We start from the raw sequence: 13,599 nt of genomic DNA, 5'->3' as shown, positions 1-13,599 counted from the left end.
AGATGAGCCTTGCCCCTATACTGTTCATATATACAGCATAGGGCTTGGCGATGAATCCTCCAGCACCACAGAAAGGCCGTGGGACGGCGCATAATCCACACAACCGCTTCGCCCCGAGCCATTCGGTGGCTGAGGATGACGGCTGGCATCAGGAGGTTCCATTGACCCAAGGCACCGAGGTGCGGGTTGAAACGGCCAAGACGATCATCAGCCGCAACACCTCACCCGACCTGCCCTTCGATCGCTCCATCAATCCCTACCGAGGCTGCGAGCATGGTTGCATCTACTGCTATGCCCGCCCCTCGCACGCCTATTGGGACTTGTCCCCAGGGTTGGATTTTGAAACCAAACTGATCGCCAAGACCAACGCCGCCGAGGTGCTTGCCGAGCAACTGAGCAAGCCGGGCTATGTGTGCGCCCCCATCAACCTGGGTGCCAACACAGACCCCTACCAGCCGATCGAACGTGAGCACCAATTGACCCGGCGCTTGCTGCAAGTGCTGTTACGTTTTCGCCACCCGGTGACCATCGTCACCAAAGGTTCGCTGGTATTGCGTGACCTGGATTTGCTGGCCGAAATGGCCAGCCAGCGGTTGGTGCGGGTGATGATCAGCCTGACTACGCTGGACGACGGCCTCAAGCGGGTGCTCGAGCCGCGTGCGGCCTCGCCCAAGGCCAGGTTGCGGGCAATCCGGGTGCTGCGCGAGGCGGGTGTGCCGGTGGGCGTGTTGTGTTCGCCGATGATTCCCATGATCAACGACAGCGAACTGGAGCACCTTTTGGAAGCCGCCAAGGAGGCTGGCGCGCAGAACGCAGCCTACATGATGTTGCGCCTGCCGCTGGAAGTGGCACCGCTGTTCGAGCAGTGGCTGCAGGACCATTACCCGCAGCGCGCCAGCCATGTGTTGAGCCTGATTCGCCAGAGCCGGGGTGGCGAGCTGTATGACAGCCGCTTCGGTGCGCGCATGCGTGGTGAGGGCATTTTCGCAGAGCTGCTGGCGCAACGCTTTGCCAAGGCCATGCGCAAGCTGGGTTTGGAGGGGCGCCAGGCACAGACCTTGGATTGCACCCTCTTCTGTCCGCCGGGTAACCAATTGACACTGTTCTGAACTTTTCCAAGCTTGAAAGGTCTCGCGGCAAACATCGAGGTGATATCTAAGTGCTATCACTAAGTGGCACTTAGATATCACTGCTCAAAGCTTGTCTGTAAAGCGGGAAGTACCTAACGCTTAACGCGTTGGTTGTCATTGCATAGGTAAGAATACGTCGCAGGGAAGTGTGAACTCGGTCAAATTTTTGCAGTGCGCAGTAATGGCAAACATGATGGCAACTGTGCCGCTAAATGCGGCTTAACAATGCTGGAGCCCAGCTTTTACGCGCGTTACAGCCGGATTGCCTTAAAAGCTGGCTGGAACGTTAGTTCCAGTCTTGTAGGATAAAGCTTACAAGCTTGTAAGAAATTTACCATTTCGTTAACAATTGTTGCTCGGGTACTCTGCGCGCCCTTGTGAATTGCCTCGCATAACTTGAAGAAATCCTGCTAACCGCTGGCAGGGTAATTCGAGGCGAGGTGTTTTTCGATTCGCCATAAGTTCGATGACCTGCACTGGCAGGGAGCTTGAGTCGCTCGCCCATTACTGTGGGCGGCATTTATTTCATGGACGATTAGTGTGGATATTGCAGAAACTGCCAGCCTGAAAGATCGCGCCAAGAAAAAATTGGAGCGCGATGCCGGCCCCCTCATCATTGATGCGCTCAACGATCCGCAGACCGTCGAACTGATGTGCAATGGCGACGGCAAGCTGTGGCTCGAAAAGCTGGGGCAGCCGATGAAGCACATCGGTGATCTTCGCCCGGCGCAGGCAGAGTCCATTATCAAGACCGTGGCGGGCTACCACGGTAAGGAAGTGACCCGCAGCAAGCCACTGCTCGAAGGTGAATGGCCGCTGGACGGTTCGCGTTTCGCCGGCCAGCTACCCCCGGTGGTGCGGGCAGCAACGTTCGCCATCCGTAAAAAGGCAGTGGCCATCTACACCCTCGACCAGTACGTCGAGTCGCAGATCATGACGCCGATCCAGTGCGATGCCATCAAGCGTGCTATCCGTGATCACCGCAACATCCTTGTCATCGGCGGTACCGGTACCGGCAAGACCACACTGGTCAATGCAGTCATCAACGAGATGGTCGTGGAGTTTCCGAGCGAGCGCGTGTTCATCATCGAAGACACCGGCGAAATCCAGTGCGCGGCGAAGAACTTCGTCCAGTACCACACCACCGTCGATGTGAGCATGACCCACCTGCTCAAGACCTCCCTGCGCATGCGCCCGGACCGCATCCTGGTCGGCGAGGTGCGTGGCGAGGAGGCACTCGACCTGATCGATGCCTGGAACACCGGCCACCCCGGCGGCGCGGCGACCCTGCACGCTAACAGCGCCAGCGAAGGCCTGACCCGTCTGAAATCCCTGGTTTCCCGCAACAAATCGGCCCCGGCCGACATCGAGCCGCTGATTGGCGAAGCGGTTCACGTCGTCATTTCTATCGCCAGAACCCCAGAAGGCCGCCGCATCCAGGAAATCCTCGAGGTTTCCGGGTACGAAAACGGCCGTTACATCATGCGCAATCTTTAAGGAAAACACTGCACATGCAAGCCAACACTTCGCTGTTCCGTTTAAACGCCCAAACGTTTGGTTATCTGGCCTTCTGCTTCTTGGTGCTGGCCGTGACGATCACCCCGGAGCACGCGTTCGCAGCCTCCAGCAGCGGCGGTTCGCTTCCGTACGAAAGCTGGTTGACCTCCCTGCGTGAGTCGGTCACCGGTCCGGTCGCTTTCGCCCTGTCGATCATCGGTATCGTGGTTGCCGGTGGCGTGCTGATCTTTGGCGGTGATCTCAACGGCTTCTTCCGTACCCTGATCTTCCTGGTGCTGGTGATGGCGCTGATCGTGGGTGCCAACAACATCATGACCGGCTTCTTCGGTACCAGCGCCGAGCTGGCTCAGTTGCTGCCGCAGCACAGCCTGGTACAGGGTCAGGTCTGAACCATGGCCCTGCGCACGATTCCCATCCGGCGGGCCGGCAACCGGGACAACCTGTTCATGGGCGGGGATCGCGAACTGGTGATGTTCTCCGGCCTGCTCGCCTTCGCGCTGATCTTCAGCGCACAGGAGCTGCGGGCAACCGTGGTCGGCCTGGTGCTGTGGTTCGGCGCGCTGTTCATGCTCCGCGTGATGGCCAAGTCCGACCCGAAGATGCGTCCCGTCTACCTGCGTCACAGGCGCTACAAGTCGTATTACTCGGCGCGTAGCACACCGTTCAGGGAAAATCCTCCAAGTCAGGGAAATCAATACAAATGATCGAAGGTATTGCGTATGCCATCGCAGCCCTCGGTGCCTTGCTGGTCCTGCTGCTGGTTCAGCGCCTGCTGCAGGTGGATGCCGAGCTCAAGCTGAAAAAGCATCGCTCCAAGGATGCTGGTCTTGCGGACCTGTTGAACCATGCAGCGATGGTTGATGACGGCGTGATCGTGGGCAAGAACGGTGCCTTCATGGCAGCCTGGTTGTACCGTGGTGATGACAACGCCAGTAGCACTGACGCGCAGCGCGAGTTGGTTTCACTGCGTATCAACCAGGCCTTGGCCGGACTGGGCAACGGCTGGATGATTCACGTCGATGCGGTTCGCCGCCCGGCTTCGAACTATTCCGCCAAAGGCGTATCGCATTTTGCCGACAGCCTGACTGAGGCGATGGATCAGGAGCGCCGAGCGTACTTCGAATCGCTTGGGACCATGTACGAGGGCTACTTCGTGCTGACCCTCACTTACTTCCCTCCGATGCTGGCCCAGCAGAAGTTCGTAGAACTGATGTTCGACGATGACGCTGCGCCACCGGACCACAAGGCACGCACCCGTAATCTGATTGAGCAATTCAAGCGTGACTGCCTCAGCGTCGAAGGCAGCTTGTCCTCGGTACTCAAGCTGACGCGCCTGAAGGGCAATCGCATGGTCACCGAGGAAGGTGCTGAAATCACCCATGACGACTTGTTGAGCTGGGTGCAGTTCTGTGTCACCGGCGTCAGCCAACCGGTACTGCTGCCGAGCAACCCGATGTACCTGGATGCCGTGATCGGCGGCAAGGAGCTCTGGGGCGGAGTGGTGCCGAAGATCGGGCGCAATTTTGTCCAGGTAGTCGCCATCGAAGGTTTCCCGCTGGAGTCTGCCCCAGGCATCCTCTCGGCATTGGCTGAGCTGCCTTGCGAATACCGCTGGTCCAGCCGTTTCATCTTCATGGACACCCACGAGGCGGTTCAGCACCTGGAGAAGTACCGCAAGAAGTGGAAGCAGAAGGTCCGCGGCTTCTTTGACCAGGTGTTCAACACCAACAACGGCAACATCGACCAGGACGCCCTGGCCATGGTGCAGGACGCTGCCGATGCGATTGCCGAGGTCAACTCCGGCCTCGTCGCGCAGGGTTACTACACCAGCGTGGTGGTACTCATGAGCGAGGACCGCGCCCAGCTGGAAGAATCCGCACGTAGTGTCGAGAAAGCCATCGAACGTCTGGGCTTCGCCGCGCGTATCGAAACCATCAACACCCTCGACGCCTACCTCGGTAGCCTGCCCGGTCACGGCGTGGAGAACGTGCGTCGGCCTTTGATCAACACCCTCAACCTGGCCGACCTGCTGCCCACCAGCAGCATCTGGACCGGCAGCGCCGATGCGCCCTGCCCCCTCTACCCGCCGCTGTCGCCGGCACTGATGCACTGCGTAACCAGTGGTGCCACGCCGTTCCGTCTGAACCTGCACGTGCGTGACCTGGGCCACACCTTCATGTTCGGCCCCACCGGTGCCGGTAAGTCGACGCACCTGGCGCTTATCGCGGCCCAACTGCGCCGGTACAAGGGCATGTCGATCTTCGCCTTTGACAAAGGCATGTCCATGTACCCGTTGGCGGCCGGTATTCGTGCCGAAAGCGGTGGCCAGTCGGGGCGTCATTTCACCGTGGCGGCGGACGACGAGCGTTTGGCCTTCTGCCCGCTGCAGTTCCTCGAAACCAAGGGTGACCGCGCCTGGGCGATGGAGTGGCTGGACACCGTGCTGGCGCTAAATGGCTTGGAAACCACCGCCGCCCAGCGCAACGAAATCGGTCACGCAGTGATGACCATGTACCGCGACGGCTCGCGTACCCTGTCCGAGTTCTGCATCATCGTGCAGGACGAATCGGTTCGCGAGACCCTGCGCCAGTACACGGTCGACGGCACTATGGGTCACCTGCTCGATGCCGAAGAAGATGGGCTATCGCTCTCAGATTTCACCGTGTTCGAAATCGAAGAGCTGATGAACCTGGGCGACAAGTACGCCCTGCCGGTGCTGCTGTACCTGTTCCGCCGTATCGAGTGCGCGCTCAAGGGCCAGCCAGCAGTGATCATCCTCGACGAAGCCTGGCTGATGCTCGGCCACCCGGCCTTCCGCGAGAAGATCCGTGAGTGGCTGAAAGTACTGCGTAAGGCCAATTGCCTGGTGCTGATGGCCACCCAGAGCCTGTCGGATGCGGCCAACTCGGGGATTCTCGACGTCATCGTCGAATCCACTGCAACCAAGATCTTCCTGCCCAACGTGTATGCCCGCGATGAGGACACTGCTGCCCTCTACCGCCGTATGGGCCTGAACGCCCGGCAGATCGAGATCCTCGCCACCGCTATCCCCAAGCGCCAGTACTACTACGTGTCGGAAAACGGCCGTCGCCTCTACGACCTGGCCCTGGGCCCGTTGGCCCTGGCCTTCGTCGGCTCGTCCGACAAAGAGTCCGTGGCTGCCATCAAGCGCCTGGAAGCCAAATACGGTGATGCCTGGGTGGCAGAGTGGCTGGCGGCCAGGGGTCTGAGACTCAATGACTATGGAGTGGCCGCATGAGCCTCGCTGAAAGCATCAAGGGGATGGTCATGAAACGCCCCGCCAAAGATTCCGCAAAAACCGGGGAACCCAAGAGCGGCGAGCCCAAGGGCGCGGTGCTCGACAACCCGTACCTGACCGCACGGCGTACCTGGAATGACCACGTTGGCAGTGTCGTCACCTCTCGCCAGTCCTGGCAGGTGGTGGGCATCCTGTCGATGATGGTCGCTCTCGCGGGAGTCGGCGGCATCATCCATATTGGCAGCCAGTCGAAGTTCGTGCCCTACGTGGTGGAAGTCGACAAACTCGGCCAGGCCATGGCTGTGGCGCCTGCGCAAATGGCACGGCCGGTAGACCTGCGAGTGGTGAAGTCGCAGGTCGCCTCTTTCGTCGCCGATGCACGCACTGTCACCCCGGACGTCGCGCTACTGCGTAAATCGATCTTCCGGCTTTACGCTCTGCTTGGGCCGAACGATCCGGCTACGCAGAAGATGAACGAGTGGCTCAACGGCACCAAAGAGTCGAGCCCCTTCCTGCGCGCCGCTGAAGAAACTGTCAGCGTCGATATCCGTTCAGTCATGCAGCAGACGCCGGAAACCTGGCAGGTGGACTGGGAGGAAGTCACCCGCGACCGCCAGGGACTGATCAAGGGCAAGGCCAACTGGCGCGCCTTGGTGACCACCTATACCGCCGAACCCACTACCCAGACCAGCGAAGAGCAAGTAAGGATGAACCCGATCGGGACTTACGTGCGCGACTTCTCCTGGTCCAAGCAACTTTGAAGGACCGACCATGAACCGTTACCTCTGCGCAATGCTCGCGGCAGCTTTGCCCGTGTTCGCACAGGCCGCGCCAGGAACCAGCCAGGCCGATCTGTACTTTTCCGATGCCAACCCGACGCTGACCCCGCAGGAAAAGGCTGCGCTGGCCATTTCTCAGCGCTGGCAGCAGGCCAGCGCCACAGGCATCAAGCCGGTGGACGGTGGCGACGGCACTGCTCGTTTCATTTTCGGCGCCCAGCAGCCGAGCATTGTCTGTGCCGTGCTGCAGGTTTGCGACATTGCTCTGCAGGCTGGGGAGCAGGTCAACTCGATCAACCTCGGCGACACCGCGCGCTGGACGGTCGAACCGGCGATCACTGGCATGGGTGAGAGCGAGGTCCAGCACCTGATCATCAAGCCGATGGATGTTGGTCTTGAGACCTCTTTGGTGGTCACCACCAATCGTCGTACCTACCACTTCAAACTGCGTTCGCACCGTACCCAGTACATGCCGCAGGTTGCCTTCACCTATCCGGAAGAGGCACTTGCGAAGTGGAACCTGATCAAGAACCGCGAAGCGACCGAGCGCAAGAAGGCAACCATCCCGGAAACCGGCGAGTACCTGGGTAACCTGAGCTTCGAATACACCGTCAGTGGCGATACCTCGTGGAAGCCGGTGCGGGTATATAACGACGGTACCAAGACCATCATCCAGATGCCGCGCAGCATGGCCCAGACCGAAGCACCTTCTTTGTTGGTAGTGCGCAAGGACGGTGGCTGGTTCAAGGATGATGAGACCGTGATGGTCAACTACCGCATCCAGGGCGACCGCTACATCGTCGATACCGTGTTCGACAAGGCCATCCTGATTGCCGGCGTCGGCAAGTCGCAGGACCGTGTCACCATCCAGCGAGGTAAATGATGATGCACGCATGGATTGCCCTGTTCGCCACCCTGTGGCTTGCCGCCTGCGCCAGCGGCCCCTATGGCAACTTCGCCGAGCGCACTACGCCGGCGATCAACCAGCAGTTGGCTAGCGCCTCCGTACGCCAGTTGGCCGTCGTACACCCGCCGGCCAGCACGCGGCTGCGGATCAACCAGGAAACGCCGGACGGCTACGGCACCTCGCTGGTCAGTGCACTGCGTGCCTCTGGTTTCTCGGTGCAGGAATTCAACCCTCAAGCTCAGCCAGCGCCGGCACCGTCTGGCGGTATTGCGCCATTGCCAGTCAATTACATCGTCGATGCGCCCAAGGACAGCGAGTTCTTGCGTGTCACTCTGCTGGTGGGCCGTGAGTCGCTGAGCCGCATCTATGCGGTACAGAGTGGCCGGCTGTTGGCTGCCGGCGCCTGGGTGCGCAAGGAGTGATAGGAAATGAGTAACATGAACGATGTCATGTCACCGGACGCGTCCCCCGGCAAGCTGAATCGCAGCAGCGGCGTGCGTCGGGTCAACAACTGGCCGATGTACATCATTGGCGGCGCCGCCATGGTCTTCTTGCTGATCATGCTGATGGTCGCGGCCGACCGCGCTGAGAACCAGAACAAACCGGTGGAAAAAGAAGCCGAGAAGGCTGGCAACAGTAGCCTGTTCGCCCAGCAGATCAGAGGCATCGATTCTGACGGCATCATTCCCAGCAAGGCCGAACCACCGGTCGTGCCGGTGCTGGACAATGTACAAGCCCAGCCGGCGGCCTTGCAGGTAGTGCGCCCTACCAATCTGGATGCGCCGCCGATGCCACCGCGCGAGCTGCCGCCTGACGTTGATGCCGATGAGCTGGAGCGCATTCGCCGGATGAAGATGCAGCAGTTCCAGGATGCAGTTCGCGCACGTAGCACCGTGCGCGTCGAGGCACCACGCAGTTCGGGTTCGAGCATCGGCGCAGGTGCCGGCGCTCCAGTCAGCCAGCAAGATGCCTTGGCTCGTATCGCCGCGGCACGTCAGCGTCTGGATGAACAATCGCGCAGTGACCCCAATACAGCCTTCAAGGCAAGGTTGGCTGAGCTGCGCTCCGCCGGTATCGGCGGGGGTGGGGCCGGTGGTACTGCGCAGGGTGATTCCCCGTTCCTGATGCAGGCCGCAGCGAGCACAGGCAAGGACTACAGCCAGTTTGGCAATTCCGGTAATGGCGACCGTTGGCAGTTGAATTCTGCGCCAGAAGCACCGCGCAGCCCCTACGAACTGCGTGCCGGCTACGTGATCCCAGCCATGCTGGTTTCTGGTATCAACTCAGAGCTGCCCGGGCAGATCATGGCCCAGGTTTCGCAGGCCGTGTATGACACCCCTACCGGCAAGCACCTGTTGGTACCCCAGGGCTCGCGCCTGGTCGGCGCCTACTCCAGCGACGTTTCCTATGGCCAGTCGCGTGTACTGGTGGCGTGGCAGCGCATCATCTTCCCTGATGGCAAGGCGATGGATATCGGCTCGATGCCAGGTGCAGATGCTGCGGGCTATTCGGGCATGCATGACCAGGTCAACAACCACTATGTGCGGATCTTCGGTTCGGCCTTGTTGATGTCTGGCATCGTCGCTGGCATCAGCCTCAGCCAGGACCGCGCAAGCAGTGACAGCAGCGACCGCGAGACCGCTAGCAGCGCCATGAGTGAAGCACTCGGCCAGCAACTGGGCCAAGTGACCGCGCAGATGATCTCGAAGAACCTGAACATCGCACCGACCCTCGAAATCCGTCCGGGCTATCGCTTTAACGTGATGGTGACCAAGGACCTGACGTTTTCGAAGCCTTACCAGTCTTTCGATTACTGATAAACCGCCAAGGAGAGCAACATGAAGCCCACGCACTTGTTGAAACCTGCCATTGCGCTGTTGGCCGGGATTGGATTTACCCTGCAGGCGAGCGCTGGGATTCCTGTGATTGATGGGGCGAATGTCGTCCTCAACGAGATAACTTCTGTGGAGAGCATTGCACAGACGACCAAGCAGGTTCAGGAGTACATGACCCAGATCAATCAGTACAAGACCCAGTTGGATCAGTACGAGAACATGCTCAAAAATACGGCGGCGCCGGCGGCGTATATCTGGGATGAGGCTAATGCAACTATCAATAAGCTGATGCAAGCCCAAGACATGCTCGACTACTACACCAATCAGGCGGGTAGTCTTGATTCTTATTTGGATAAGTTCCAAGACACCAGCTACTACCGCAGCTCGCCATGCTTTAGTGGCGGTGGGTGCACGGATGCCGATCGGGCAGCGCTCGTGAAGCATGAAGAAATGACATCTAAGTCGCAAAAAACGGCCAATGACGCCCTATTTAAAAGCATCAAGCAACAGCAGGAAAATCTAAAGGCTGACGCCTCACAGTTGGAGAACCTGCAAAAAGCTGCAACGACCGCCGACGGTCAGGTCAAGGCCATTCAATACGCTAATCAATTGTCCAGCCAGCAAGCGAACCAACTGTTGCAGTTGCGAACGCTGATGCTGGCGCAGCAGTCCGCGGAGGCTAACCGAGCTGCAGCTGAGCTGGATGAGAAAGCCCGTGGTCAAGCCCAAGCGAAAAAGCTGACCACCTGGGAATATAAGAAAAGCCCTGAAGATGATTATTGAGGAATACATATGAAATTCAAATATTATAAGTTGGTGCTTGCTGCAGGCATGGCCGTTACCCTAGCAGGGTGCCTGGAGGAAAAAGTACCTGAGCCTACGGCGGACAACTGCGCGCCGGACATGTACGAAAAGAACTTGGCTAGTCTGTCGAAGGAAGCCAGCCGAAATGAATTCACTGCCGCCTGCAATAGCTTCCTCAAAGCGAAGAAAATGACCAAGTGGAAGTTTGAAAAAAGCCCTGAAGACAAATTCTAAGGTGGACTAGTCTGATGATTGGTAAGCGTCGGGAACTGACCCTGACAGTACTGCTGGTTGCTTTTTGCCTTGCAACGCCGACGCTTGCCCTTGCGGCAGACAGTCAGTTGGGCAGCTCAGGTATCATGAATGAGGTGCTTGTTAGGTTTCATAATGCAACCGAGAAGTGGTTGCCTGCCATCCAGTCGGCGGCTGAACGGTTGTTCCTTGCGCTGGCAACTATATCGATGGTCTGGACTTTCGGTATGATGGTAATGCGCAAGGCCGAGATGGGAGAGTTCTTTTCAGAGTTCATTCGTTTCCTCGTGGTGTTCGGCTTCTATTGGTGGCTACTTAAAAATGCCATGGGCGGTCTGCAAATCGCCGATTCGATCGTCAGATCCTTGAGTCAACTTGGATCTGAAGCTGGCAAGTTGGGCAGCACCGATTTGAAGCCATCCAGCATTGTCGATCTGGGCTTCGAGCTTTATGACCGAACCGTGGAAGCTACTGACCAGCTCAGCTGGCGAGAAATGGGGCGCCAAATAAGTATGGAGTTTATGGCTATCGCCATTTTGCTGGTATTGGCGATCGTCGGTATCAACCTTTTGGTGCTCCTCGCATCAAGCTGGTTCTTACTCTACGCGGGCGTGTTCTTCTTGGGCTTCGGTGGCTCTCGTTGGACTTCAGATATCGCCACGAATTACTACCGAGCTGTTCTTGGTGTGGGCGCTCAGCTGTTCGCCATGGTCTTGTTGATCGCTATTGGTAAGGACTTTATCCAGACCTTTGCCAGTAAAATTAGCGACGATGTCGCCGTGCAGGAGCTTGCGGTCATGCTGGTCGTATCGGTATTGCTGCTATTCTTGGTAAACAAGATACCCCCGATGATTGCGGCGCTGGTTGGAGGTGCGGGCAGCGCCTCGACAGGTATCGGCAATTTCAGTGCAGGTGCAGCTGTGGGCGCGGCAACTACCGCTGCGTCCTACATGGGTAAGGGCGCATCGTCGATGATGACGGGGGGAACGAACCTAGTTGGCAGCATGCAAGCTTTGACCTCTGCCTTCAAGGGGGCGCAGTCGAGTGTTTCTGCCGGGACGGACATCTCCTCGCGTGTCAGTGGAATGCTGGGAGGGCCGGGGAGCCACAGCGGCGCGAGCCCTGGCTCAAGCAGCCCCGGCGGCGCTAGCCCCCTTGGTTCCGTAATGGGCACTTCATCTTCTTCGTCCGGCGCAATAGCGCAGACGGCATTTTCTGCGGGTGGAGAATTTTCGCCCGTAGATCAGGCACCTGCTTTATCGTCCTCTGGCCAGTCAGCGGAAACGGCGGGCGGCACAGGAGCATCTTCAGGAGAAGGGGCTGAAGGCGGTGCGGCCGGAACAGCCGGAACCGTATCAAGCCGTGATAGCAGTTCAGGGGGCCAAGGTGGCGGTGATGCAGGTGGCCAGGCGGCCAGTGGTGGTGGCTCCGGCGCCAAAGGCGGCAAAGGAGAGGGCACTTCCAGTTCGTCATCCAGCAAGATTGGCAACGCAGGCCGAATTGCCCTTCAGATGACGGCCAACCTTGCCTCTGGCACTGGCCGCGTTTCCCAATCGCGAATCGACAAAACGCTGGGCGGACGGCTTGCCACGGAGATCTCCGACTCTGAATCTAGCCGGCACGCAGCAATGGATACTCGCTCGGCCAGTCGTGATTTCGAGCCGGATGCCGAAGTGCAGAGCTTCAGTGAAAGCAAGCAGGACAAAACCTGAACATGGAGTGCTCATGAAAATCGCAAAAATTCTTCCGGTGGCCGGACTGGCCGCCACCTTCGCCATCGCCCTCCCCGCCGAGGCCAAGGACCCCTGCGCGACCGTGCTGTGCATGTGGGGCAAGCTCAAGGGCGCCGGTGTGGTGGAAAACTGCGACGGCCCCGTCGCTGACTACTTCGACATCGTCAAGAAGAAGAAAGGCAAGATCAAACTGAGCCGAACCGCCAACGCGCGGCAGTCCTTCCTCGACAGTTGCCCGAAGGCCGACCCGAGCGCGACCAAGTCGATCAACGACAAGTTCGGCAAGGTCATCTGAGGCGCGCCACGATGCCATTCGTCGCTGACGTTCCGCCCCCGGCCCTGAGCGAACCTATCGCCTGCTCGATCATGGCGGCAGTCAAATACGAGCTGCCGGTGAACATCGTCCTGGCCGTGTCCGGCCAGGAAGGCGGCAAGCCTGGCCAATGGGTGCGCAACAGCAATGGCACCTATGATGTCGGGCCGATGCAGTTCAACACGTCCTACCTGCGCGAGCTGTCGCGCTACGGCATCACCGCCGAGGATGTGGAACAGGGTGGCTGCTATTCCTACGAACTGGCCGCCTGGCGCATTCGTGGCCATGTGCGCAATGACCGTGGGGACCTGTGGACGCGGGTCGCCAACTACCACTCACGCACCCCTGCGATCAATGCCCGTTACCGCCAGCAGGTGATGCGCCGTGCCGCTTGGTGGGCCGACTGGCTGGATGAACGCTTTGCCACCCAGCAGGTGGCGCAGGGTGCGGTATTCTCCGGCGTGCCCGGCGAAGTTCCGGCGGCGGCTGTTGAAAAGGCCCCGGCGGTCAAGGCGGCTGTTGTGAAGCAGCCGGTTACAACGCAGCCCGCCGCAACGTCAGGATATGTCCCTCGCGGCCTGGTGATGGGGAGCAGGTGATGGATACCAATCAGTTATTCTTCGGTCCATGCGAGGGGGCAAACACGTGCCACGACATCAACACGGACCCCGCCGTGAGGCGGATGAGGGAGAGAAGAGATCGAGGCGGCCGGCAAGCGGTTTGAGGCCGTGCTGAAGGCCAATGACGTCGATCCGACGCTGGCCAAGGAAACGCTCTTCGCGTTGGCCCACCATCTGAACCGAGCCTTCCAGTCGCAAAACGTCGAATACCAGATTGCAACGTGGTTCAAGAAACCGTACGACGATCCTGCTGCACGGGCACAAAGCGTTTCTGCCATGGGTGAAAGCTTTGGTGCGCTCGCCATCCGTGCAGCGGGCGACTCGTTGAAGGGTTCCCCATTGCTGCACAAGAGCGACGCTTTCCTGAGCGCCTCATCAGTGCTGCCGGTGACGGGGTCAGTGACCGGATCGTAACCCTCAACAAGCAGAATTCCTGACCTGGCGGCCCC

15 protein-coding genes are annotated in these 13,599 nt (G+C 59.3%); all 15 read left to right on the top strand.

Going from position 1 to position 13,599, the window contains the following annotated elements:
* Positions 1–50: 50 nt before the first annotated feature.
* Positions 51–1,109: a PA0069 family radical SAM protein gene (locus tag EGJ09_RS17175; protein ID WP_125924432.1), complete on the top strand. Its 1,059-nt coding sequence runs from the start codon at positions 51–53 to the stop codon at positions 1,107–1,109.
* A gap of 567 nt (positions 1,110–1,676) precedes the next feature.
* Entirely contained in the window at positions 1,677–2,627 is a 951-nt protein-coding gene (gene trbB, locus EGJ09_RS17170; protein ID WP_305955519.1) for a P-type conjugative transfer ATPase TrbB, read from the top strand.
* 14 nt (positions 2,628–2,641) lie between these two features.
* Positions 2,642–3,037 (top strand): conjugal transfer system pilin TrbC, encoded by a 396-nt coding sequence (trbC, locus tag EGJ09_RS17165; RefSeq protein WP_115273230.1) that lies wholly within the window; start codon positions 2,642–2,644, stop codon positions 3,035–3,037.
* 3 nt (positions 3,038–3,040) lie between these two features.
* Positions 3,041–3,352 carry a conjugal transfer protein TrbD gene (locus EGJ09_RS17160; RefSeq protein ID WP_115273231.1) on the top strand — a complete coding sequence of 104 codons (312 nt, stop codon included), beginning with the start codon at positions 3,041–3,043 and terminating at the stop codon, positions 3,350–3,352.
* Positions 3,349–5,907, top strand: coding sequence for a VirB4 family type IV secretion/conjugal transfer ATPase (locus tag EGJ09_RS17155; RefSeq protein ID WP_115273232.1), 2,559 nt, complete (start codon positions 3,349–3,351; stop codon positions 5,905–5,907). The genes EGJ09_RS17160 and EGJ09_RS17155 overlap by 4 nt, the downstream gene beginning before the upstream one ends.
* Positions 5,904–6,668 carry a conjugal transfer protein TrbF gene (locus EGJ09_RS17150; protein ID WP_115273233.1) on the top strand — a complete coding sequence of 255 codons (765 nt, stop codon included), beginning with the start codon at positions 5,904–5,906 and terminating at the stop codon, positions 6,666–6,668. The genes EGJ09_RS17155 and EGJ09_RS17150 overlap by 4 nt, the downstream gene beginning before the upstream one ends.
* Before the next feature lie 10 nt (positions 6,669–6,678).
* Positions 6,679–7,569, top strand: coding sequence for a P-type conjugative transfer protein TrbG (trbG, locus tag EGJ09_RS17145; protein ID WP_115273234.1), 891 nt, complete (start codon positions 6,679–6,681; stop codon positions 7,567–7,569).
* Between the two features lie 2 nt (positions 7,570–7,571).
* Complete coding sequence (locus EGJ09_RS17140) at positions 7,572–8,015, top strand: conjugal transfer protein TrbH (RefSeq protein ID WP_256658444.1); 444 nt, start codon at positions 7,572–7,574, stop codon at positions 8,013–8,015.
* Between the two features lie 6 nt (positions 8,016–8,021).
* Positions 8,022–9,410, top strand: a complete 1,389-nt coding sequence (locus EGJ09_RS17135) for a TrbI/VirB10 family protein (protein WP_115273236.1) — start codon at positions 8,022–8,024, stop codon at positions 9,408–9,410.
* A 21-nt stretch (positions 9,411–9,431) separates the two neighbouring features.
* A complete protein-coding gene (gene trbJ / locus EGJ09_RS17130) occupies positions 9,432–10,211 on the top strand; it encodes a P-type conjugative transfer protein TrbJ (protein WP_125924430.1) in 780 nt (259 codons plus the stop codon).
* Positions 10,212–10,220: 9 nt separating this feature from the next.
* Entirely contained in the window at positions 10,221–10,466 is a 246-nt protein-coding gene (gene trbK / locus EGJ09_RS17125; protein ID WP_115273238.1) for an entry exclusion lipoprotein TrbK, read from the top strand.
* Positions 10,467–10,480: 14 nt separating this feature from the next.
* The gene (trbL, locus tag EGJ09_RS17120) at positions 10,481–12,196 is read left to right on the top strand and encodes a P-type conjugative transfer protein TrbL (RefSeq protein ID WP_115273239.1); all 1,716 of its coding nucleotides are present in this window, start codon (positions 10,481–10,483) and stop codon (positions 12,194–12,196) included.
* A 13-nt stretch (positions 12,197–12,209) separates the two neighbouring features.
* On the top strand, positions 12,210–12,512 hold the full coding sequence (locus EGJ09_RS17115) for a TrbM/KikA/MpfK family conjugal transfer protein (protein WP_115273240.1): 303 nt from the start codon (positions 12,210–12,212) through the stop codon (positions 12,510–12,512).
* 11 nt (positions 12,513–12,523) lie between these two features.
* Entirely contained in the window at positions 12,524–13,129 is a 606-nt protein-coding gene (locus EGJ09_RS17110) for a muramidase (protein WP_125924429.1), read from the top strand.
* Between the two features lie 129 nt (positions 13,130–13,258).
* A complete protein-coding gene (locus EGJ09_RS17105) occupies positions 13,259–13,564 on the top strand; it encodes a hypothetical protein (RefSeq protein ID WP_125924428.1) in 306 nt (101 codons plus the stop codon).
* Positions 13,565–13,599: the final 35 nt, after the last annotated feature.

The sequence above is a fragment of the Pseudomonas sp. p106 genome (assembly GCF_003936645.1).
GTDB classification, from domain to species: Bacteria; Pseudomonadota; Gammaproteobacteria; order Pseudomonadales; family Pseudomonadaceae; genus Aquipseudomonas; species Aquipseudomonas putida_E.
The sequence above is the reverse complement of the archived record's forward strand: the minus strand, read 5'-3'. Positions and strand labels throughout refer to the sequence as shown.

Bases quoted from the DNA above. Each gene is read 5' to 3' on its own strand.
- trbC (WP_115273230.1), top strand. From the start codon at position 2,642: ATGCAAGCCAACACTTCGCTGTTCCGTTTAAACGCCCAAACGTTTGGT.
- EGJ09_RS17140 (WP_256658444.1), top strand. From the start codon at position 7,572: ATGCACGCATGGATTGCCCTGTTCGCCACCCTGTGGCTTGCCGCCTGC.
- trbG (WP_115273234.1), top strand. From the start codon at position 6,679: ATGAACCGTTACCTCTGCGCAATGCTCGCGGCAGCTTTGCCCGTGTTC.
- EGJ09_RS17135 (WP_115273236.1), top strand. From the start codon at position 8,022: ATGAGTAACATGAACGATGTCATGTCACCGGACGCGTCCCCCGGCAAG.
- EGJ09_RS17110 (WP_125924429.1), top strand. From the start codon at position 12,524: ATGCCATTCGTCGCTGACGTTCCGCCCCCGGCCCTGAGCGAACCTATC.
- trbL (WP_115273239.1), top strand. From the start codon at position 10,481: ATGATTGGTAAGCGTCGGGAACTGACCCTGACAGTACTGCTGGTTGCT.
- EGJ09_RS17160 (WP_115273231.1), top strand. From the start codon at position 3,041: ATGGCCCTGCGCACGATTCCCATCCGGCGGGCCGGCAACCGGGACAAC.
- EGJ09_RS17155 (WP_115273232.1), top strand. From the start codon at position 3,349: ATGATCGAAGGTATTGCGTATGCCATCGCAGCCCTCGGTGCCTTGCTG.
- EGJ09_RS17115 (WP_115273240.1), top strand. From the start codon at position 12,210: ATGAAAATCGCAAAAATTCTTCCGGTGGCCGGACTGGCCGCCACCTTC.
- EGJ09_RS17150 (WP_115273233.1), top strand. From the start codon at position 5,904: ATGAGCCTCGCTGAAAGCATCAAGGGGATGGTCATGAAACGCCCCGCC.
- EGJ09_RS17175 (WP_125924432.1), top strand. From the start codon at position 51: ATGAATCCTCCAGCACCACAGAAAGGCCGTGGGACGGCGCATAATCCA.
- trbK (WP_115273238.1), top strand. From the start codon at position 10,221: ATGAAATTCAAATATTATAAGTTGGTGCTTGCTGCAGGCATGGCCGTT.
- trbJ (WP_125924430.1), top strand. From the start codon at position 9,432: ATGAAGCCCACGCACTTGTTGAAACCTGCCATTGCGCTGTTGGCCGGG.